At 74.7% G+C, this 17,924-nt stretch carries 27 protein-coding genes and 5 pseudogenes; 22 read left to right on the top strand and 10 right to left on the bottom strand.

Annotated features, from left to right (window positions below):
- Nucleotides 1–47: 47 nt before the first annotated feature.
- The 3 genes and pseudogenes from G5V59_RS37305 to G5V59_RS20730 form a co-directional block, all read left to right on the top strand.
- A pseudogene (locus tag G5V59_RS37305) lies at nucleotides 48–203 on the top strand (TauD/TfdA family dioxygenase); the annotation flags it as partial.
- A gap of 88 nt (nucleotides 204–291) precedes the next feature.
- A pseudogene (locus tag G5V59_RS37300) lies at nucleotides 292–657 on the top strand (TauD/TfdA family dioxygenase); the annotation flags it as partial.
- Between the two features lie 64 nt (nucleotides 658–721).
- A complete protein-coding gene (locus tag G5V59_RS20730) occupies nucleotides 722–925 on the top strand; it encodes a TauD/TfdA family dioxygenase (RefSeq protein WP_278257721.1) in 204 nt (67 codons plus the stop codon).
- A 35-nt stretch (nucleotides 926–960) separates the two neighbouring features.
- Here the strand turns inward: G5V59_RS20730 and G5V59_RS20725 are convergent, their stop codons facing one another.
- The 4 genes from G5V59_RS20725 to G5V59_RS20710 all read right to left on the bottom strand — a co-directional run bounded on the left by G5V59_RS20725 (nucleotide 961) and on the right by G5V59_RS20710 (nucleotide 3,783).
- Nucleotides 961–1,440, bottom strand: a complete 480-nt coding sequence (locus G5V59_RS20725) for a GNAT family N-acetyltransferase (protein WP_278257720.1) — start codon at nucleotides 1,438–1,440, stop codon at nucleotides 961–963.
- A 92-nt stretch (nucleotides 1,441–1,532) separates the two neighbouring features.
- Nucleotides 1,533–1,976 carry a PfkB family carbohydrate kinase gene (locus G5V59_RS20720; RefSeq protein WP_278257719.1) on the bottom strand — a complete coding sequence of 148 codons (444 nt, stop codon included), beginning with the start codon at nucleotides 1,974–1,976 and terminating at the stop codon, nucleotides 1,533–1,535.
- On the bottom strand, nucleotides 1,973–2,455 hold the full coding sequence (locus G5V59_RS20715; RefSeq protein ID WP_278257718.1) for a hypothetical protein: 483 nt from the start codon (nucleotides 2,453–2,455) through the stop codon (nucleotides 1,973–1,975). Before G5V59_RS20715 ends, G5V59_RS20720 begins: the two co-directional genes overlap by 4 nt.
- Nucleotides 2,452–3,783: a TetR family transcriptional regulator gene (locus G5V59_RS20710; RefSeq protein WP_278257717.1), complete on the bottom strand. Its 1,332-nt coding sequence runs from the start codon at nucleotides 3,781–3,783 to the stop codon at nucleotides 2,452–2,454. Before G5V59_RS20710 ends, G5V59_RS20715 begins: the two co-directional genes overlap by 4 nt.
- A gap of 63 nt (nucleotides 3,784–3,846) precedes the next feature.
- Between G5V59_RS20710 and G5V59_RS20705 the strand changes: the two genes are divergently transcribed.
- Together G5V59_RS20705 and G5V59_RS20700 are read left to right on the top strand one after the other, a co-directional pair.
- Nucleotides 3,847–4,425: an FAD-dependent oxidoreductase gene (locus tag G5V59_RS20705; RefSeq protein ID WP_278257716.1), complete on the top strand. Its 579-nt coding sequence runs from the start codon at nucleotides 3,847–3,849 to the stop codon at nucleotides 4,423–4,425.
- 450 nt (nucleotides 4,426–4,875) lie between these two features.
- Nucleotides 4,876–5,349, top strand: coding sequence for an FAD-dependent oxidoreductase (locus G5V59_RS20700; protein WP_278257715.1), 474 nt, complete (start codon nucleotides 4,876–4,878; stop codon nucleotides 5,347–5,349).
- Here G5V59_RS20700 and G5V59_RS20695 read toward each other — a convergent pair.
- The 3 genes from G5V59_RS20695 to G5V59_RS20685 all read right to left on the bottom strand — a co-directional run bounded on the left by G5V59_RS20695 (nucleotide 5,346) and on the right by G5V59_RS20685 (nucleotide 6,556).
- Entirely contained in the window at nucleotides 5,346–5,504 is a 159-nt protein-coding gene (locus tag G5V59_RS20695; RefSeq protein WP_278257714.1) for a hypothetical protein, read from the bottom strand. The genes G5V59_RS20700 and G5V59_RS20695 overlap by 4 nt on opposite strands.
- Nucleotides 5,477–6,139: a hypothetical protein gene (locus G5V59_RS20690; protein ID WP_278257713.1), complete on the bottom strand. Its 663-nt coding sequence runs from the start codon at nucleotides 6,137–6,139 to the stop codon at nucleotides 5,477–5,479. Before G5V59_RS20690 ends, G5V59_RS20695 begins: the two co-directional genes overlap by 28 nt.
- 132 nt (nucleotides 6,140–6,271) lie before the next feature.
- Nucleotides 6,272–6,556, bottom strand: coding sequence for a hypothetical protein (locus G5V59_RS20685; RefSeq protein WP_278257712.1), 285 nt, complete (start codon nucleotides 6,554–6,556; stop codon nucleotides 6,272–6,274).
- Nucleotides 6,557–6,620: 64 nt separating this feature from the next.
- Here G5V59_RS20685 and G5V59_RS20680 point away from each other — a divergent pair, with 64 nt between their 5' ends.
- The 3 genes from G5V59_RS20680 to G5V59_RS20670 are packed head-to-tail and all read left to right on the top strand — an operon-like array spanning nucleotide 6,621 to nucleotide 7,444.
- On the top strand, nucleotides 6,621–6,890 hold the full coding sequence (locus tag G5V59_RS20680; protein ID WP_278257711.1) for a hypothetical protein: 270 nt from the start codon (nucleotides 6,621–6,623) through the stop codon (nucleotides 6,888–6,890).
- On the top strand, nucleotides 6,887–7,135 hold the full coding sequence (locus G5V59_RS20675) for a MarR family transcriptional regulator (protein ID WP_278257710.1): 249 nt from the start codon (nucleotides 6,887–6,889) through the stop codon (nucleotides 7,133–7,135). Before G5V59_RS20680 ends, G5V59_RS20675 begins: the two co-directional genes overlap by 4 nt.
- 60 nt (nucleotides 7,136–7,195) lie before the next feature.
- Nucleotides 7,196–7,444: a hypothetical protein gene (locus tag G5V59_RS20670; protein WP_278257709.1), complete on the top strand. Its 249-nt coding sequence runs from the start codon at nucleotides 7,196–7,198 to the stop codon at nucleotides 7,442–7,444.
- A 40-nt stretch (nucleotides 7,445–7,484) separates the two neighbouring features.
- Here the strand turns inward: G5V59_RS20670 and G5V59_RS20665 are convergent, their stop codons facing one another.
- On the bottom strand, nucleotides 7,485–7,859 hold the full coding sequence (locus G5V59_RS20665; protein ID WP_278257708.1) for a hypothetical protein: 375 nt from the start codon (nucleotides 7,857–7,859) through the stop codon (nucleotides 7,485–7,487).
- A gap of 139 nt (nucleotides 7,860–7,998) precedes the next feature.
- Between G5V59_RS20665 and G5V59_RS20660 the strand changes: the two genes are divergently transcribed.
- The 4 genes from G5V59_RS20660 to G5V59_RS20645 all read left to right on the top strand — a co-directional run bounded on the left by G5V59_RS20660 (nucleotide 7,999) and on the right by G5V59_RS20645 (nucleotide 9,641).
- Nucleotides 7,999–8,514, top strand: a complete 516-nt coding sequence (locus tag G5V59_RS20660; RefSeq protein WP_278257707.1) for a hypothetical protein — start codon at nucleotides 7,999–8,001, stop codon at nucleotides 8,512–8,514.
- Nucleotides 8,515–8,582: 68 nt separating this feature from the next.
- Entirely contained in the window at nucleotides 8,583–9,179 is a 597-nt protein-coding gene (locus tag G5V59_RS20655) for a sigma-70 family RNA polymerase sigma factor (protein WP_278257706.1), read from the top strand.
- On the top strand, nucleotides 9,172–9,411 hold the full coding sequence (locus G5V59_RS20650; protein WP_278257705.1) for a hypothetical protein: 240 nt from the start codon (nucleotides 9,172–9,174) through the stop codon (nucleotides 9,409–9,411). The genes G5V59_RS20655 and G5V59_RS20650 overlap by 8 nt, the downstream gene beginning before the upstream one ends.
- Nucleotides 9,357–9,641 (top strand): hypothetical protein, encoded by a 285-nt coding sequence (locus G5V59_RS20645; RefSeq protein WP_278257704.1) that lies wholly within the window; start codon nucleotides 9,357–9,359, stop codon nucleotides 9,639–9,641. Before G5V59_RS20650 ends, G5V59_RS20645 begins: the two co-directional genes overlap by 55 nt.
- Before the next feature lie 3 nt (nucleotides 9,642–9,644).
- Here G5V59_RS20645 and G5V59_RS20640 read toward each other — a convergent pair.
- A pseudogene (locus tag G5V59_RS20640) lies at nucleotides 9,645–9,938 on the bottom strand (S8 family serine peptidase); the annotation flags it as partial.
- Between the two features lie 219 nt (nucleotides 9,939–10,157).
- Nucleotides 10,158–11,018 (bottom strand): hypothetical protein, encoded by an 861-nt coding sequence (locus G5V59_RS20635; RefSeq protein ID WP_278257703.1) that lies wholly within the window; start codon nucleotides 11,016–11,018, stop codon nucleotides 10,158–10,160.
- 90 nt (nucleotides 11,019–11,108) lie between these two features.
- Between G5V59_RS20635 and G5V59_RS20630 the strand changes: the two genes are divergently transcribed.
- The 10 genes and pseudogenes from G5V59_RS20630 to G5V59_RS20580 all read left to right on the top strand — a co-directional run bounded on the left by G5V59_RS20630 (nucleotide 11,109) and on the right by G5V59_RS20580 (nucleotide 17,908).
- Nucleotides 11,109–12,410 (top strand): hypothetical protein, encoded by a 1,302-nt coding sequence (locus G5V59_RS20630; protein WP_278257702.1) that lies wholly within the window; start codon nucleotides 11,109–11,111, stop codon nucleotides 12,408–12,410.
- A gap of 104 nt (nucleotides 12,411–12,514) precedes the next feature.
- Nucleotides 12,515–13,330: a hypothetical protein gene (locus G5V59_RS20625; protein ID WP_278257701.1), complete on the top strand. Its 816-nt coding sequence runs from the start codon at nucleotides 12,515–12,517 to the stop codon at nucleotides 13,328–13,330.
- Nucleotides 13,331–13,357: 27 nt separating this feature from the next.
- Nucleotides 13,358–13,651, top strand: coding sequence for a CHAT domain-containing protein (locus G5V59_RS20620; RefSeq protein WP_278257700.1), 294 nt, complete (start codon nucleotides 13,358–13,360; stop codon nucleotides 13,649–13,651).
- A 19-nt stretch (nucleotides 13,652–13,670) separates the two neighbouring features.
- Nucleotides 13,671–14,012: a hypothetical protein gene (locus G5V59_RS20615; RefSeq protein ID WP_278257699.1), complete on the top strand. Its 342-nt coding sequence runs from the start codon at nucleotides 13,671–13,673 to the stop codon at nucleotides 14,010–14,012.
- A gap of 30 nt (nucleotides 14,013–14,042) precedes the next feature.
- A pseudogene (locus tag G5V59_RS37295) lies at nucleotides 14,043–15,152 on the top strand (chorismate-binding protein); the annotation flags it as partial.
- Between the two features lie 4 nt (nucleotides 15,153–15,156).
- Nucleotides 15,157–15,984 (top strand): hypothetical protein, encoded by an 828-nt coding sequence (locus G5V59_RS20605; RefSeq protein ID WP_278257698.1) that lies wholly within the window; start codon nucleotides 15,157–15,159, stop codon nucleotides 15,982–15,984.
- On the top strand, nucleotides 15,981–16,559 hold the full coding sequence (locus tag G5V59_RS20600) for an aminodeoxychorismate/anthranilate synthase component II (RefSeq protein WP_278257697.1): 579 nt from the start codon (nucleotides 15,981–15,983) through the stop codon (nucleotides 16,557–16,559). Before G5V59_RS20605 ends, G5V59_RS20600 begins: the two co-directional genes overlap by 4 nt.
- Nucleotides 16,560–17,080: 521 nt before the next feature.
- A pseudogene (locus G5V59_RS20595) lies at nucleotides 17,081–17,200 on the top strand (hypothetical protein); the annotation flags it as partial.
- A 112-nt stretch (nucleotides 17,201–17,312) separates the two neighbouring features.
- Nucleotides 17,313–17,759, top strand: a complete 447-nt coding sequence (locus G5V59_RS37290) for a chorismate-binding protein (RefSeq protein WP_341351271.1) — start codon at nucleotides 17,313–17,315, stop codon at nucleotides 17,757–17,759.
- Entirely contained in the window at nucleotides 17,660–17,908 is a 249-nt protein-coding gene (locus G5V59_RS20580; RefSeq protein WP_278257695.1) for a chorismate-binding protein, read from the top strand. Before G5V59_RS37290 ends, G5V59_RS20580 begins: the two co-directional genes overlap by 100 nt.
- The last annotated feature ends 16 nt before the right edge of the window (nucleotides 17,909–17,924 follow it).

Raw genomic sequence — 17,924 nt, 5'->3', positions numbered from 1 at the left:
GACCGTCAGCATCGACCGCGAGACCCCCACCCTCACCGTGCAGCAGCCTGGGCAGCCGGATCGGCGCCCGCATCGACGGCGTCCGGCTCGGTGGCGACCTCGCGCCCGAGACGGTCGCCCAGATCCGGGAGGCCCTCAACCGCCACAAGGTGGTCTTCTTCCGCGGTCAGGACCACCTCGACGACGAGGCCCAGATCGCCTTCGGCGAGCCTGCTCGGCCCGCTCACCACGGCCCACCCGACCGTCAACACCGGCAGCGCCCGGGTGCTCGCGCTCAAGGCCACCAAGGGCATGGCGGCCAACTCCTGGCACACCGACGTGACCTTCGTGGACCGCGTGCCGGCGTTCTCCATCCTGCGCGGCGTCACCATCCCGGCGTACGGCGGCAGCACGGTGTGGGCCAACACGGTCACGGCCTACGAGGCGCTCCCGCCGCAGACCAAGGCGCTGGTGGACGACCTGTGGGCCGTGCACTCCAACGACTACGACTACGCCAACCACTACACCGAGGAGGGCGACGCGAACACCCAGTTCAGCCGCGAGCAGTTCGCCTCCACGATCTACCAGACCGAGCACCCCGTCGTCCGGATCCACCCCGAGACCGGCGAGCGCTCCCTCCTGCTCGGGCACTTCGTGAAGAACTTCGTCGGCTTCAACGCCAAGGAGTCCTCCGCGCTCTACAACCTGCTCCAGGAGCGGGTCACCAAGGCTCGAGAACACCGTGCGCTGGGCCTGGGAGAACGGCGACGTCGCCATCTGGGACAACCGCGCCACCCAGCACTACGCCGTCGCCGACTTCGACACCCAGGCTGCGGGAGGTCCGCCGGATCACCGTCCAGGGCCCCGTCCCGGTGAGCATCGACGGCCGCACGAGCCGGGTGCTCGAGGGCTCGGCGGACGTCTACAACCGGCTGGACGAGCCTGATCAGCCTGACGACGGGGACCACGACGCCGCCGGGCTCAGTCCGGCAGGCTCATCTCCACCTGGGCCAGCAGCGGGTCGCGCAGCCCGGCGGCGTCGTGCTCCCACCACACGTCGCGGTAGACGACCCGTCCGGTCATCCACGGCTCGTGCCCGCGCAGCGCGATCACCTGGAACGCCGGGCCGGGGATCCGGTGCGACGGCGCCTCGAGGCCGTACGACGACGCGGCCGACCAGCCGTGCCGGGCGTAGTAGCCGGGGTCGCCCTCCAGCACGACCACCGGGGAGCCGAGCCGCTCGGCCTCCGCGACGGCGGCGGCGAGCAGGGCGGCGCCGATGCCGGCGCCCTGGCGCTCCGGGGCGACGCTGAGCGGGCTCAGCACGACGATGTCGATCGACTCCGAGCGGGCGTCCAGCCAGGCGTGGCTGAGACCGACGTGCCCGACGACCTCGTCGCCGTCGACCGCCACGAGCCTGGGCGCGGTCCAGGCCGCGGGCGACCACCTCGGCCCACACACCGCTCACCTTGGCGCCCTCGTCGCCGAAGGCGGTCTCGACCACGCGCCGGACCCCGTCGGCGTCGCGGGGCTCGTGGGGGCGGACCTGGACGTCACTCACCCGCGAACTCTCGCACGTGCGCCCAGGTGTACGCACCGGCGTCCGTGCCGAGCCCCTGCGCCACCTGGGCGGCGCTCGCACAGCCCAGCCGGGCGGCCTCCTCCGGAGCCATCCCCTCGGCGAGGGCGCGCAGGAAGCCGGCGGAGAAGGCGTCCCCGCAGCCGGTCGTGTCGACGACCTCGACCGGGAAGGCCGGGACCTCCACCACGCCGTCGGCCGAGGCGACGAGCGCGCCTCGCGCGCCCTGGGTGACCGCGACGCAGCCGACGCCGTGGTCGAGCAGCGCCCGCGCACCGTCGGCGAGCGAGCCCGCGCCGGTGAAGCCGAGCACCTGCTCGTCGTTCGGGAGCAGGAAGTCGGTGTGGGGGAGGGCCGCGGCGATCCAGGCGAGCATGTCCGCGTCCCCCGGCGCCAGTACGTCGACCGAGGTGGTCACGCCCGCAGCGCGGGCCCGCGCGAGCAGGCTCCCCGGCCGCGTCGCCGCCGAGGAACTCCGGGCCGCCGAGGTGCAGGTGGGTGAGCCCGTCGAGCAGGTCGCCGGGCAGGTCGTCGAGGGTGAAGGCGCCGTTGGCACCGATGCAGTGCCAGGCGGGGCGCTCGCCGTTCGGGCGGACCGGGATCACGGAGGCGGAGGTCTGCGCGCTGTCCTTGCGGACGAGCCCGGAGGTGTCGACGCACTCGCGGCCGAGGAGGGCGAGCAGGGTGTCGGCGACCGCGTCGTCGCCGACGGCGCCGTAGGAGCGGACGGTGGCGCCGAGCCGGCTGAGCACGACGGCGGTGCCGCCGGCGGTGCCGGCGGGCGACATCCGGATGGTCTCGACGAGCCTGGCCCTCGGAGCCCTCGGGGATGGAGGCGATGCCGAGGACGTGGGTGTCGAGGACGTGGACGCCGACGGCGGCGACGGTCATGGTCACGGGATCTCCTGGGGTGTGCCGTAGCCGCGCTCCAGCGCGGCCCGGATGACGTCGGCCTGCTGCTCCTCGGTGAGCGCGCGCGGCGTGCCGAGGGCGCTGGCGCGGTGGTGGAGCCTGGCACAGCCATTCCAGCAGCAGGGCGTTCTCGACGGCCTGGTCGAGCCCGGCCCCGAGGGCGACCGAGCCGTGGTTGGCGAGCAGCGCGGCGCTCCGGCCGGCGAGGGCCGTGCGGACGTGGGTGGCGAGGGCGGCCGTCCCGAAGGTGGCGTACGGCGCGACCCGGATCGCGCCGCCGAGCGCGAGCCTGTTGGTAGTGCAGCACCGGCGACTCGTCGAGCACGCAGGCGAGCGCGGTGGCGAAGGGTGCGTGGGTGTGCACGACGGCGCCGGCCGGCCCGTCGTCGTAGACCCCGAGGTGGAGGGCGAGACTCGGAGGTGGGCGCCAGCCGTCCGGCGAGGACCTCGCCGGAGCGCGAGACGACGGTGACGTCGTCGTCGGTGCAGGTGCCGAGCGTGACGCCGGTGCCGGTGACGGCGACCAGGTCGCCGTCCCGGGCGCTGACGTTGCCGGCCGTGCCGACGAGCAGGCCGGCTGCCGCGAGCCGGCGCGCCGCGGTGGCGACCCCGGCGCGCAGCGCGTCGGTCACCGCGGGTCCGCCGTGACCCGGGCCAGGTAGCCGGTGACGAGCTCGACGGCCTGGTCGATGAGGAACTCGTCGCCGTGCGGGTCGCGCTCGAAGGCGAGCCTGGAAGGCGCGGTCGCCGAGGCTCGACGGCGAGACTCGCCGATCGCCTGCACCTCGGCCTCGCTGTAGCGGCGGGAGTCGACGAGGCCCGCGTCGACGGCGAAGGCGAGCAGGTTCTCGGTGATCCGCTTGTTGTGGTGGCGGCCGTAGTCGTAGACGGCGGCGTTGGTCCGCCCGCGCATCCAGATCTGCATGAACGCCGGACGCCGGTGGTACACCTTCACGAACGCGCGCATCGAGGTCTCCACGAGGGAGGCCATGGTCAGGCTCACCGAGCGCCGCGAGGTCGGCGGCGACCTGGTCGTCCATCTCGGCCATGTCCCGCTCGCAGAGGGCCAGCAGGACGGCCTCCTTGTCGGCGAAGTACTGGTAGAGCGAGGCGACCGGGAGCCCTGCGGTGTCGGCGATGGAGCGGGTGGTGAGCCCGTCGACGCCCTCGGTGACGACCAGCTGCGCCGCCCCGTCCAGGATCCGCTCGACCCGCTCGCGCGAGCGTGCCTGCGTCGGCAGTCGGCGGCGGGTGGGGCCGACAGCACCCGAGGATCCTTCGGTCGTCGAGCCGTCGACGGTGGCGGAAGGCATGGCGGCAGTGTAGCCTCCCGAACCAGAAACTGACACAGATTCACGTTCTGCTGGAGGTCCGCGATGCTCCCCGACGACGCGACGAGGGTGGGCCGGCGCGGCCTGCTCGCCGGAGGCGCCCTGGCGCTCGGCGTCCTGGCCACCGAGGCGCTCGATGCCGAGGTCACCGCCGCCACCCTGCAGGAGGGGCTGCCGCCCGCGGTCGACGTCGTCGTGGTGGGCGCCGGCATCGCCGGGCTCGTGACAGCCGACCGGGTCGCCCGGGCCGGCCGCTCGGTCCTCGTCGTCGAGGCGCGCGACCGGGTCGGTGGCCGGGTGCTCAACCACGCGCTCGACAGCGGGGGGACCATCGAGGCGGGCGGTGCCTTCGTCGGCCCCACCCAGACCCGGATCAAGGCGCTCGCCGACGAGACTCGGCATCGCGACCTTCCCCGAGCACGCCACCGGGAAGAACGTCTACGTCTCCTCCAACCCGCTCCTGGGACGGCAGGAGTTCACCGGCACCGTGCCGCCCGACCCGTTCATCCTGCTCGACGCCGCGCTCGCGCTGCAGCGCCTCGACGCGATGGCCGCCCAGGTGCCCGTCGCCGCGCCGTGGACCCACCCGAAGGCCGCCGCGTGGGACGCGATGACCCTCGGTGACTGGATCCGCTGCAACACCCTCAACAGCAGGGGCATCGACAACCTCATCAAGGCCTGGACCCAGCCCGGCTTCGGGGCCGACCCCGACCAGGCTCTCGCTGCTCTACGTCCTGCACTACATCGCCTGCTCCGGCGACGAGACCCACGTCGGCACGTTCGCCCGCAACTCCGACGTGACCGGAGGCGCCCAGGAGAGCCGCTTCGTCGGCGGCTCGCAGCGGGTGCCGCTCGCCCTCGCGCAGCGGCTCGGCGCGCAGGTCGCCCTCGACGCCGCGGTCACCCGCGTCGAGCACGTCGTGGACCGGGCCGTCGTGCACACCACGCGGGGTCCGGTCTCCTGCCGCCGCGTCGTGATCTCCGCTCCGCCGAAGCAGGTGCTCGACATCGACCTGCCCGGTCTGCCGGCCGAGCGCCGCGCCCTGCTCACCCAGACTGCGGATGGGGCGGCTGATGAAGTGCGACGCGGTCTACGAGACCCCGTTCTGGCGTGCGGCCGGCCTGACCGGCTTCGGCCTCGCCGACACCGGCGCGGTCCGGGTCGCCTTCGACAACGGCGTGGCAGACACCGGGCACGGCATCCTGCTGGCCTTCGTCGGCGGCTCGACCTGGCAGCAGTACGGCAGCCTGTCGCTCGACGAGCGCCGCAGTGCCGTGCTCGCCGGCTTCGCCAAGATGTTCGGCCCGCAGGCGTTGCGCCCGATCGACTACACCGAGCACGACTGGACCCGCGAGCAGTGGACCCGCGGCGGTCCGGTCGCGACGTACCCGCCCGGGGTCATGGCGACCCTCGGCCGGCACGTCCGCAGCCCGTACGGCCGGGTGCACTGGGCGGGGACGGAGACCTCGACGTACTGGACCGGCTACATGGACGGCGCCGTGCGCTCGGGCGAGCGCGCGGCCGCGGAGGTGCTGAGCGCGCTCTAGTACGCCGTGCGCCGGGTCAGGCCGCGCACCGACGGCGCTCCCAGCGAGACCAGCGCGCTCCCGCCCATCACGGCGGCGACCACGACCAGCCACCGGTCCGTGCCGACGACCGCCGCGACCGGCCCGGTCAGGGCCAGGCCGAGCGGGCGGCACACGAACGAGCCGACCAGGTCGAAGGCGTAGACGCGGGAGAGCTTTGTCCTCCGCGACGTTCTCCTGGATGGCGAGGTCCCAGGCCTGACGCTGAAGAGCCTGCAGCCCGACGCCGTGCACCGCCGCGCCGGCGAGCACCAGCCAGAGGTCGCCGGCCAGCGCCATCGCGAGCGGGAACGCCGCGGTCAGGCTGAGCATCAGCACTCCCCAGCCCAGCAGGTGGTTCGGGCGCCAGCGCAGCGCGATGAGGCCGCCGATCACGAAGCCCGCCATCAGGGCGGCCATCGCCCCGCCCCACGCCTGCTCGCCCCACGTGTCGCCGACGACGATCGGGCCGAGCACGCCCTGCGCCCCGCCGAAGCACAGGTGGTAGAGCAGCGCCTGGGCGATGAGCAGCCACAGCCAGGCTGTGGCGCAGCACCTCCCGGGCGCCGTCGGCCGACTCGGCGAGGAGTCGTTCGCCGGCGGGGTTGGTCGGCGCCTCGGCCCGGATCAGGGCGAAGCAGCCGGCGGCCAGGGCGTAGGTGAGGGCGTCGACGGCGATCGCCCAGCCGGGGCCCGCGGTGGCGACGACGATGCCGGAGAGCGCGAACCCCACGGCGTACGACGTCTGGTTGGCCAGGCTGCGCACGACCACCGCGCGCGGCAGCCTGCTCCTCGGTCACGGTGAACCGGGTCAACGCGTTGGAGGCGGGCTGCGCGATCGCGCCGAGGCAGCCGTTGACGGCCCCGATCGCGCCGAGGAAGAGGATCGAGCCGTGCCCGGTGATCAGCACGGTGGCGCAGATCGCCTGGCTGACGCAGGTCGCGGCCGCCGAGCCCTGCATGAGCAGACTGGCGCGGGAGACGGTCGCCGAGCACGCCGCCGTAGAGGATCGTGACCACCTCGGCGAGCGCGAAGACGGCGACGACGGCGCCGAGCCTGGGTCGCCGTCCCGCCGAGGTGGAGGACCGCGAACGCCAGCGCCACCGGGGTCATCGCGGAGCCGAGGCCGCTCACCGCGATGCCGGAGACGAGCCAGCGGAAGTCGCGGGACGCGAGGGGGGACGACACCCGAGGAGAGTAGTTCGCTACCGAAGTATTCGGCAACTAAGTAGTCAGCGGCTAGCCTGACCGCATGGCTGAGGACTGGACCGACCGCCACGTCGCGCGGTGGCGGGACCACTGGCTCGACCTCGACTTCGACGAGCAGGTCGAGGGTGCCTTCGCGCGGATGAGCCGGATCTCGCACTACCTGCGTCACGCCAAGCAGCGTGCGGTGGCCGAGGTCGGCCTCACCGACTTCGAGTACGACACCCTGCACGTGCTGATGATCCGCGACACCCCGGGCTCCGCCTCGCCGACCGAGCCTGGCCGCCGAGACTCGCCGTCTCCGGCGCCGGGATGACCGGCCGTCTCGACGGGTTGGAGCGGGCCGGCTGGATCCGCCGGATCCCCTCGGTCGAGGACCGGCGCCGCGTGATCGTGGAGGCGACCAAGGCGGGGATCGCCGTCTGGCGGCGGGCGATGGACATCCGCGGCGAGGCCGAGAACGACCTGGCGGGCGCGCTCTCCGAGCGCGAAACCGCCACCTTGAACCGGTTGCTCAAGAAGGTCGCGCTGCGCGCGGAGGAGCGCACCGCCGGTCCGTGAACGCAGCCGCGCCGCCGGGCCCCACAACCCGGCGACGCGGAGGCCTCAACCCGCCCGCCGGTGGACCGCGCTCGGCGCGGACGGGGCCTGGCGGAGGGTGAGGACGGCGAGCACCCGGCGGTCGAGGTACGGCGACGGGACCAGCCCGAGCGTGTCGAAGATCCGTCGGCAGGTCTCCTCCGTCGCGCGGAGGGACAGCCCGACCTGGCGGCCGATGGCCGCGTCGGACTGCCCGTGCGCGATCAGCCTGGAGCACCCGGCGCTCCTCGGTGCCCGAGCCGGTCCAGCCGGCTGGTGGCGGCGATGTAGGTGAGCTCGAGCATCGTCGTACCTCTCCGTCCGGACGGGCTCAGACGGGGAGGACGGGCCCGCGGTGGAACCGACGGGACCGCGTCGAGGAGGGCAGGGGACGCGGTCCCGTCAGCGTCAGGAGGCTCCACGGCGGAGACGTCCGCACGCTGGAGGATCGCCAGGATCGCCGCCTGGGTACGGCGCAGCCGGCCGTAAGCTGTCGTCGAACTGTTCCTCGCGGCCGTGCACGTCGAGCCTGCGCCTCGCACATGTGGTGCCAGCGCGACCGGAGCGCGGCGACGAGCCCGGCGGGGCCGTTGAAGAAGGCGTTCCACTCCTCCCGCCACGGGAGGGCCCCGGTCAGGTCGGCGGCCGCGGCCGCCTCGACCTCGCGGATGATGCGGATGCGCTCGTGGGTCTCGTTCCAGGTCATGACGTGTTCCTTCCGGGAGCCGGCGGTGGGGAGCTCACTGCCGTGTGACGCAAGGAGGAGTGACCGCGGGGGCGTCGTGATACATCCGGATCGGCAGATTTCGGGGTGTGGGGCGCCGGGGCCGGGGCACGATGACGCCATGACCGACGCCGGCCGCCCGCCCTATCCCGCACCGCTGCCGAACGACCCCGGTCCGCCGGCGGCCCACGGCCCCGGGTTCGCCGCTCCGCCGCGCCGTCGTCCGATGCTGTGGCGCCACCTCCTCGGCCCGCTGGTCGCGCTGACCGCGACCCCGCTGGGGCTCGTCCTCGTCGACTACGGCGCGGGGCAGTACCTCCTCGACGTCTACCGCGCCCTCGAACCCGGGTGGTCGGCCGACCTGCTCTGGCTCGTCGCGGGCGGGCTCGTCCTCACCGTCGCCGCCCTGTCGGCGCGCATCTCGGGCCTGGGCCCGGTCCTCGCCGCCCTCGTGTGGGGCGTCGTGCCGTTCGTCTGGTACGTGTCCGAGCCGGGCGCCTTCTACCGCTTCGCCCGCGACCTGCCCTCGACCCACCCCTGGTTCTCCTCCGCGCCGGTCGAGCTCCCGCTGCTCGGCGCGCTGCTGCTCGGCGCGGGGATCGCGGGGCGCTGGCGCGGGCGGGAGGTGCCGTCCTGAGGAGGGTCCGCGGATCCGGCGTATCAGGAGCACTGGCTCGGTGATCCGAAGTGCGGGACGATGCAAAGGTGCCGGAACCCCTGTCCATGCTCGTCCCCGCGGCGCGGGAAGGGGACCAGCATGCGTGGGACGCCATCGTGGACCGGTTCTTGCCGCTGGTCGGCGCGATCGTCCGCGGCCACCGGCTGTCCGCGGCCGACGGCGACGACGTCAGCCAGACCGTGTGGCTGCGCCTGGTGGAGCACCTCGGCGCGCTGCGTGAGCCCGACGCGCTGCCGGGCTGGATCCGAACGACGACGCGCAACGAGTGCCTGCGCCTGCTGGCCGCGCGCGGGCGGGTGCGGCCGGTGGATCCCCAGGAGGAGGCCGCCGCGGGCGGGTTGGACGCCGTGGCCGACGACGTCGCCGACGACGCCCTGCTGGCGGCCGAGCGGCACCGGCTGCTGCGGGAGGCCCTCGGCGAGCTTCCCGCGGCGCGGCGGGAGCCTGCTCCTGCTGCTGCTCACCGACCCTCCGCTGGCGTACGAGGAGATCAGCCGCCGGCTGGGCATCCCGGTGGGCAGCATCGGACCGACCCGGGCGCGGGCGCTGGACCAGCCTGCGCCGTACCCGTGCGCTGCGGGGACTGGGACCTGACCTCGTGGGAGGCGAGCGATCGTGACTGAGTGGGACGCCCTGGACGACGACGAGTCGATGGCGCTGCTGGGGCAGGCCGTCGCCGACGGCGAGGCGGTGCCCGAGCACCGGCGGGAGGCGGCCCGCGCCGCCTTCACCTGGCGCTCGGTCGCCGAGGAGCCTCGCCGAGTCTGCTGCACGACTCCGCGCTGGACGCGGGTGCCGCGGTGCGTGCCGCGAGCGAGGGCCCGCGCTCGTTGGCGTTCGGCCGCAGCGGGCTGACCCTGGAGGTGGAGGTCGCGGGGGACCGGCTGCTGGCGGAGGTGCTCGCCGAGGGCGCGGTGGCCGGCGGCGAGGCCACCGTCACCCTGCAGCGTCCCGGGGCCGAGGACGTCACCGCCACCGCGGACGCCGCGGGCTTCGTCCGGTTCGGCGGCGTGGGGCCGGGCGCGGTGCGCTTCGTCGTCGCGCGCGGCGGGTGGTCGCTGACCACCCCCTGGGTGACCCTCTGAGGCTCAGGTGAGCGGCCCGACCGTCGGGCTCGACCCCGCCTTGGCGTCGGTCGGCGCGGCGCCCGCGGCGACCACGGCGGTGCAGGCCTGCCGCACGTCCTCGCCCGTTGCGCTCATCCGGGCCGCGACCAGCCCGGTGACGACCGGGGTGGAGAAGGACGTGCCGCTCCACTGGGCGAGGCCGTCGAAGGTCCGCACCTGGCCGACGTTCGGCGGCTCGTAGCAGGTGTAGGTCCCGGTCGGGAACGCGTTGACGAGGTTGCGCCCGCGGGCGTAGACGTCCACCCACGGTCCGTGGTTGGAGTAAGCTCGACACCGATCCGTCCGCGTCCACGGAGCCCACCGCGACCACCCAGGGGAAGGCCGCGGGCCAGAACGGCTCCGTGCTCCCGTCGTTGCCCGCCGCCGCGATGATCAGCGTCTTCTCGCCGTCGTCGAGGCCGTGGGCCGAGGCGAGCATCTCGAAGGCCAGCATGGCGAAGCCGTTGCGGGTGTGGCTGCCCGCCGAGATGCTGATCAGCCTGCGGGTGGTCCTCCTCCCGCAGCGCCTGGTCGAGCCTGCGCGACGATCTCGGACTCGAAGACCGCGCCGCCGTGCGTGAGCACGCCCTCGACCTCCACCCGGGCGCCCGGCGCGAGGCACCGGACCACGCCGGCGACGAACGTGCCGTGGCCGCCGTACGGGTGGATGGCGAGCGGGTCGATGACCTCCACGTCCTCGGGGTCGGCGAGGACGCCCTGCATCCACGGGGTCGTCTTGCTCGTGACGGCCTTGTCCCACAGGCCGGTGTCGACGACCGAGACCCGGACGCCCGCGCCGGCCGAGGCGTCGGGCTGGACGGCGGGGAAGGGCCGGGCGGCCCGGCCCGGTGGGCGCTCCGGCTCGGTGGCCGGGCACATGAAGCCCTTCGTGGCGACGTACACGACGTGGTCGGGCGTGGCGATGCCCTCGCCGAGTTCGCGGTCGATCTCCGCGAGCGTCGCCAGCACGTCCTCCTTGCGGTCGGTGCGGGCCGGGAGGCGGAGCAGCGTGAGGCTCTCGGTCGGGCTCGCGACGCGCTCCGGGCGGCCCCGGAAGCGGTCCCCGCGCTCGGCGAAGAAGGCGTCCGGGCGCTCGACGTCCTGCTCCCGGGCGAGGGCGTGGCGGGCACGGTAGAGGTAGGTGACGTCCGCGTCGTCGCGCGGCGGGCGGGTGCCGCGTGCGCCGGCGCCGACGACGCCGTCCAGGGCCTGCCGGATGACGGCGACCTGGGCCCGCAGCCGGGCGGCGTCGACGGCCGCGAGCTTCGGGTCCTCGGCGGGGCGGCCGGGGCGCCACGGGAACCGCAGCCGCTCCAGGATCGTGCGCAGGAGTCCGGGCTGCACCGGATCGGTCATGACCACACCCCCGTGGCTGAGAGCGGGCGCGTGGACCCGCCGGTGGCGCTAACGTAGACCTCCGCGACGACCGTCGTAAAGCATCGCTTCGTGGGTAGCGAGGGCCGCCGATGCAGGAACTGCTGGACCTCGCGCTCGAGGATCCCGCGACCGGCCGGGACCGGGCGGAGGAGCCTGCTCGCGAGCACCCGCGACCCGCTGACGCTGTCCTACGCGCACCAGTGCCTCGGCATCGTCGCGCGCGATGCCGGCGACGCAGGCTCCGCCGAGGCCCACCTGCGCGCCGCGCTCCGGGCCGCGCGGGCCGCGGGGAGCGAGGGACGCGAGGCCGACGTCCGGGCGACGTACGGCGCCGCGCTGGTCTACGCCGGCGAGACGCGCCGTGGTCTGGACCAGGCTCGACCGTGCCCTGGCGGGCGCGGAGGGCGAGCTCGCCGCGAAGGTCGCGATGCGCAAGGCGGCGGTGCTGGCGATCCTCGGTCGCTTCGCCGAGGCCGCCGCCCTGCTGGAGCAGGTCGTCGCCGCGCTCGACGGCAACCCCGTGTGGCAGGCCCGTGCACGGATCTGGCGCGCCCATGCCTGCCGCAACCTCGGGCACCTCGACGAGGCGGAGCGGGAGGTGCGCGCGGCCGACGAGTCTGTTCGCCGCGACCGGCTCGTCGTGGGAGCGGGTCTCGGTGCTGGAGAACCTGGCCGACCTCGCGGCCGCGCGTGGTGACCTGGCCCGCAGCCTCGCACTGGGCGCGGAGGCGCTGGACGTCTGCGCCGCGTCGGGACTGGCGCCGCGATCCGAGGCGATCGCGCAGAACGCCCGTGCCCAGGCTGGCCGCCGGCCTGGCCGAGGACGCCGCCCGCGCCCTGCGGGTCCGCCTGCGCGAGCTCGCGCTGACCGCTGTCGACGCGGCCGAGCTGTCGCTCCTGGAGGCCACCGCCCTGCACGCGGCGGGCCGGCCGGAGGAGGCCGCCGAGGCAGCGCGGGCCGCGCTCCGCGGCTTCCGGGCGGCGGGGCGGACCTGGTTCACCTGGCGTGCCCGGCTGGTCCTGCTGCGTGCGGTGCGCGGCACCCGCGCCGAGGCCCTCGCCGTCGCCACCGCGCTCGACGAGGAGGGCGCCGACGAGGCTGCCCACGCGCTCACCCTCGCGGGCTCGGTGGCCGGACCGCCCGAGTCCGCGGGGCTGTGGGAGCGCGCGGCGTCGTACCGCCGCCACCCGAACGCGCTGGTCCGCGCCGCCGCCTGGCAGGCCCGCGCGCTGGCCCGCGAGGACGAGGGCGACCGCGGCGGGGTCCTCCGCGCCGCGGCCGCGGGCCTGGACGCGATCGACGAGCACCGGCGGCTGATCGGCTCCTCGGAGCCTGCGGGCGCTCGCGACCACGCACGGCCGGGAGCCTGACGACCATCGCGCTGCGGCACGCGGCGGACGACCCGCGCACCCTGCTGCGGTGGAGCGAGCGGACCCGGGCGACGGCCCTCGCGCAGCCACCGGCGACCTCGGCCGTGACGCGGATCCCGGCCAGCCTGGCGGCCCTGCGCGACAACGGTCGCCGGCTGGCCCAGGCGCGGCAGGCGGGCGAGCCGACCGACGCGCTGGTGCGGGAGCGCCTGCGCCTGGAGCGGACCGTGCGCGCCGAGAGCCACACGCTGTCGGCGACGAGTGTCGCGCGGCAGCGCCCGCCCGCCGTCGAGGAGGTCGTCGCCGCGGTGGACGAGGGCTGCCTGGTCGAGTCTGGTCGAGGTCGACGGCGTGGTCCACGTGCTCGTCGTCTCCCACGGCACGGTACGACGCCGGGTGGCCGCGCCGGCGAGCGAGGTCACCGCGCTGCTCGCACCCGTGGAGATGCTGCTGCGCCGGGCGTCCCGCGGCCGGCCCGCGGACCTGACCGGGCTGGGCGCGCGGCTGCAGGAGGCGGTCCTCGGGGAGGCCGCACGGCTGCTCCCCGACGGGCCGGTCGTGCTCGCCCCGACGGCCCGCCTGCACGGGCTGGCCTGGTCGCTGCTGCCGGTGCTGGGGGAGCGGCCCTTCGCCGTCGTGCCCTCGGCGGGGGCGTGGCTCCGGGCCCGGGCCGCCCCTCGTCCCCGCGACCGGCGCACCCTGCTGGTGGGAGGGCCGGGCCTGGCGACCGGAGGTGCCGAGGTGCCGCTGCTCGCGGCCCGCCATCCCTCCGCCACCCTCCTCACCGGGTCAGGGGCCGGCCTCGACGCCGTGCTGCACGCGCTCGACGGGGCCGACCTGGTGCACCTCGCCGCCCACGGTGCCTTCCGCACCGACAGCCCGCTGTTCTCGGCGCTGGAGGCTGGCGGACGGGCCGTTGACGGTGCACGACCTGGAGCGGGTCCGGCGTGCGCCGTACCGGGTGGTGCTGTCGGCGTGCGAGTCCGGCGTGCTGGCGCCGGTGGGCGCGGAGGAGGCTGCTGGGCCCGGCCGCCGCCCTCTTCTCGCTCGGCACGGCGGGTCTGGTCAGCAGCGTCGCGGAGGTCAACGACGCCGCCACCGCGGAGCTCATGGTGGACCTGCACGCCGCGCTGGCCGCGGGTCGTGACCCCGCCACGGCGCTGCACGGGGTGCGCGAGCACGCGCGCGGCGACGCGGTCGCGGCAGGCACCGCGGCGGCGTTCCTCGCGCTCGGGGTGTGACGGCGACTAGCCTGCCGGTGTGGCAGAGCAGCCTGTCGAGGAGTCCGCCGTCCGGGGTGGTCTGGTCGGCCTCCTCCCGGCCCTCGCGCTGGACGCCCTGCTCGTGGGCGGCGTCGCCGCCGCCGGCGGGGTGCACATGGCCCGCCACCCCGACCGGTACGGCGCACTGGCGACCCTCCCGAACCTCACCGCCGGAGCGATCATGCTGGCGCTCGCGGTGCTGCTGGTGCAGGTGGCCCACGTGCGCTGGTCGCCGGCCGTCGACTGGCGCACGGTGCTGCTGGCCTTCGCCGTCGCGGTGCTGCCGGCCTGGTCGCTCGTGCTGGCGCTGTCGGGGCGGCTGGCGGGCGTCGTCGCCTGAGACCCCCGCGGCGTCGTACCCGCCCCCCGCATAGGCTTCCGCCATGCCAGACGAGGCTCAGCGCCAGCCTCACTGCCCGGGAAGCCATCGCGGCCGTCCAGGGGCACGAGGCCTGGGCGATCATCCGGCGCTCCACCCGCGCGGGCGACCGCGACACGGTCGGCGTCCTCGGCGGCACGCGCTCGGAGGTCGAGTCGATCACCGACATCCCCCTGGAGACGGGGGTTCCCGAGCCCGGGCACATCTGCGACCGTCTCGTCGCCGTCCCCTTCCGGCAGGTGCGCGAGCGCGGTTTCGCGGCGCACGACGACGGCACCCCGCTCGTCGTGGTCGACGTGCAGAGCGAGCACGAGTTCTCCGTCACCGACGTCGTCGCGGCGATCGACGAGGTGCCGGTGGAGTTCACCGACCGCGGCGGCTTCGAGACCGACGACGAGCAGTACGGCAAGGCTCGTCGCGCAGATCATCGGCGAGGAGATCGGGCAGGGCGAGGGCGCCAACCTGGTCATCGGCCGCAACTACCGCGCCGTCGTCGCGGACTTCGGTCCCGAGGTCGCGCTCACGGTCTTCCGCCGCCTGCTGGAGCGCGAGCGCGGCGCCTACTGGACCTTCGTCTTCTTCACCGGCGACCGCTTCCTGATCGGCGCGAGCCCCGAGCGGCACGTGTCGGTGCACGGCGGCGACGTCCGGATGAACCCCATCTCCGGCACCTTCCACCTGCGTCCGCCCGCTGGTGACACCCGCAGCACCGAGGCTCGGATGCGGGAGTTCCTGCGCGACGAGAAGGAGATCTACGAGCTCTTCATGGTCGTCGACGAGGAGCTCAAGATGATGTGCGACATCTGCACGGAGGGCGGCCAGGTGCTCGGGCCGTTCCTCAAGCCGATGACGCACCTGATCCACACCGAGTACCTCCTCGCCGGGCGTACCACGCGCGACGTGCGGGAGGTTCTGCGCGACACCATGTACGCAGCCACGGTCACCGGCTCGCCGGTCGAGAACGCGTGCCGGCTGATCGAGCAGTACGAGCCCGAGGGGCGCGGCTACTACGCCTCCGCGCTGGCGCTCCTCGGTCGCGACGAGGCCGGGGAGGCCGTGCTCGACAGCCCGATCATCCTGCGCACCGCGGACGTCTCGCCCACCGGTGAGCCTGAAGGTGACCGCGGGCGCGACGCTCGTGCGCGACTCGGTGCCGGCGTACGAGGTGGCGGAGACGCACGCCAAGGCCGGCGGCATCCTCTCCGCCTTCGGTCTCGTCCCGCCTGCTCCCGTGCCCACCACCGACATCGCCACCCTGGTCGCCGACGAGGAGGTGCTGATCGCGCTCAACAGCCGCAACCGCCGGCTCTCCGGGTTCTGGCTCGCCGACCAGGCCGGCACCCCCGCCGACCCGCGGCTGGCCGGCAAGAGCGCGGTGATCCTCGACGGCGAGGACGACTTCGTGAACATGCTGCGCCACCTCCTGGCGCGGATGGGGATGAGCAGCGAGGTCGTCCGGCACGAGGAGTACGCCGACGGCGTGCTCGACGGCTACGACCTGGTCATCGTCGGCCCCGGTCCCGGCGACCCGCGCGACGACACCGATCCCAAGATGGGCCACCTGCGCGCCGCGGTCGCCTGGCTGCTCGAGCACGAGAAGCCGTTCCTGGCCGTCTGCCTGGGCCACCAGGCGCTCTGCCACACCCTCGGCATCCCGCTGGCCTACAAGGACATCGTCTTCCAGGGCACCCAGGCGACCGTGCTGCTCGACGGGCGCCCCGAGCGGGTCGGCTTCTACAACACCTTCGTGGGCCGGGTCGCCGAGGGGACGCCGCTGCCGGAGGGCGTCGCCGTCGACGCCGACCCGGAGACGGGCGACGTGAACGCGTTGACCGGGCCGCACTTCCGGGGCGTGCAGTTCCACGCCGAGTCGATCCTGACCGAGCACGGCTTCGACATCGTGCACGAACTGGTGTGCGGCATCCTGCTGTGAGTCTCGCGGTGGTGGGCGGTCATCGAGGTGATCGGCCGCCTCCGACGGAGGTGGTGGTCGTCGACCACCACGACTCCTACACGTGGAACCTGGTGCACCTGGTCGCCGGCGTGACCGGGGCGCTGCCGACGGTGGTGCAGTGGGACGAGCCGGTCGACCTGGCGGCGTACACCCACGTCGTGCTCTCGCCCGGCCCGGGCCACCCGGGCGAGTACCGCTGGAGCCTCCGGCCGGACCAGCCCGTGCTCGGCGTCTGCCTCGGGCTGCAGGGCATGGTGCTCGCGCTCGGTGGTGAGATCGGCCGGGTCGAGCCGGCGCACGGCACGGTGGAGGCGGTGCGCCACGACGGACGCGGGATCTTCGAGGGACTGCCGTCGCCGCTGGACGCGGTGCGCTACCACTCCCTCGCCACCACCCGCCTGCCCGACGGCCTGGAGGCGACGGCGTGGGCGGCGGACGGCACGATCATGGGCGTGCGGCACACGAGGCGGCCGTGGGAGGGCGTGCAGTTCCATCCCGAGTCCATCCTGTCGGCGTACGGCGCCCGGATGGTCGGGCGCTTCCTCGGCCGGTAGCAGCCGTCCGGCGCCCCGCGGCGCACTGACCGCGGATCCCGAGCCGCGGAGGGCGGGGGCGTGGGAGGCTGGGCACCGTGGTGACGTCATGGTGACCCAGGGCGACCCGGTCGAGGCGTTCGCCCGTCTCCAGGCGCGGCACGACCGCTGCGTGTGGCTCGACGGCGGCGGCGCCCGCGACTGGTCGCGCCGGCGCTCCATCCTGGGCTGGCTCGAGGAGGACGACGTCTCGCTCTCCTACGACGCCGCGGCGCGCGAGGTCACCCGCCACGCCGGCGGCCGCTCGGTGGTGGTCGGGGACGACCCGTTCACCGTGCTGGAGGCCGAGACTCGCCGCCGGCCGGACCACCGACCAGTGGTTCGGCTACTTCGGGTACGCCGCCCGCCCGGACCTGCCCGCGGCACCGGACCCGGACCTCCCGGACGCGGTGTGGCTGCGGCCCTCGCACCTGCGCGAGTACGACCACCCGGTGCTCGCCCCCACGGCGACCGGGGATCGCCCGGCCGCGCCCTTCGACGGGATGCCGGCCGAGTACGCCGCGGCCTTCGACACCGTCCAGGAGCACCTGCGTGCCGGGAACTCCTACGAGGTCAACCTGACCTACCGCACCCGCTCGGCGAGCACGCTGAGCCCGGCCGCGGTGTACCTGCGGCTGCGCTCGGGCAACCCCGCTCCGTACGCGGGCTACCTGCAGCACGACGTACCGGGGGCGGAGGCATGGCTGCTCAGGCTCCTCACCCGAGCGCTACGCCCTGGTGACCGCGGACCGGGTGCTGGAGACCAAGCCGATCAAGGGCACCACGCCGCGCGGTGCCACCCCGGCGGAGGACGAGGCCGCCCGGGCGCACCTCGCGGCGGACCCGAAGTTCCGGGCCGAGAACCTGATGATCGTCGACCTGCTCCGCAACGACCTCGCCACGGTCTGCGACGTGGGCACGGTCGAGGTGCCCACGCTGATGGAGGTGGAGTCCTACACCTCCGTGCACCAGCCTGGTCTCCACGGTGCGGGGGCGGCTGCGCTCCGACGTCGGCACCGTGGCCGCGCTGCGTGCGCTCTTCCCGGCGGGCTCGATGACCGGCGCGCCCAAGCCTGCGCACGATGGAGATCATCGAGGAGGTCGAGGGCACCCCGCGCGGGGCCTATGCCGGGGCGTTCGGCTGGATCTCCGGCGACGGCCGGGCCGATCTCGGGGTGGTGATCCGCAGCCTGCTCAGCGCGGGTGGGGACTACCTGCTCGGCACCGGCGGCGGCATCACGATCGCCAGCGACGCCGCCGAGGAGTGGGCCGAGACCGGCTGGAAGGCGGCGCGGCTGCTCGCCGCGGTCAACCCGGCCGATCCCGGCTGAGTGGCCCGAGGACACT

This window comes from Nocardioides convexus (assembly GCF_011090295.1).
Note: the sequence above shows the minus strand (reverse complement) of the source record. Positions and strands in the feature narration are given on the sequence as shown.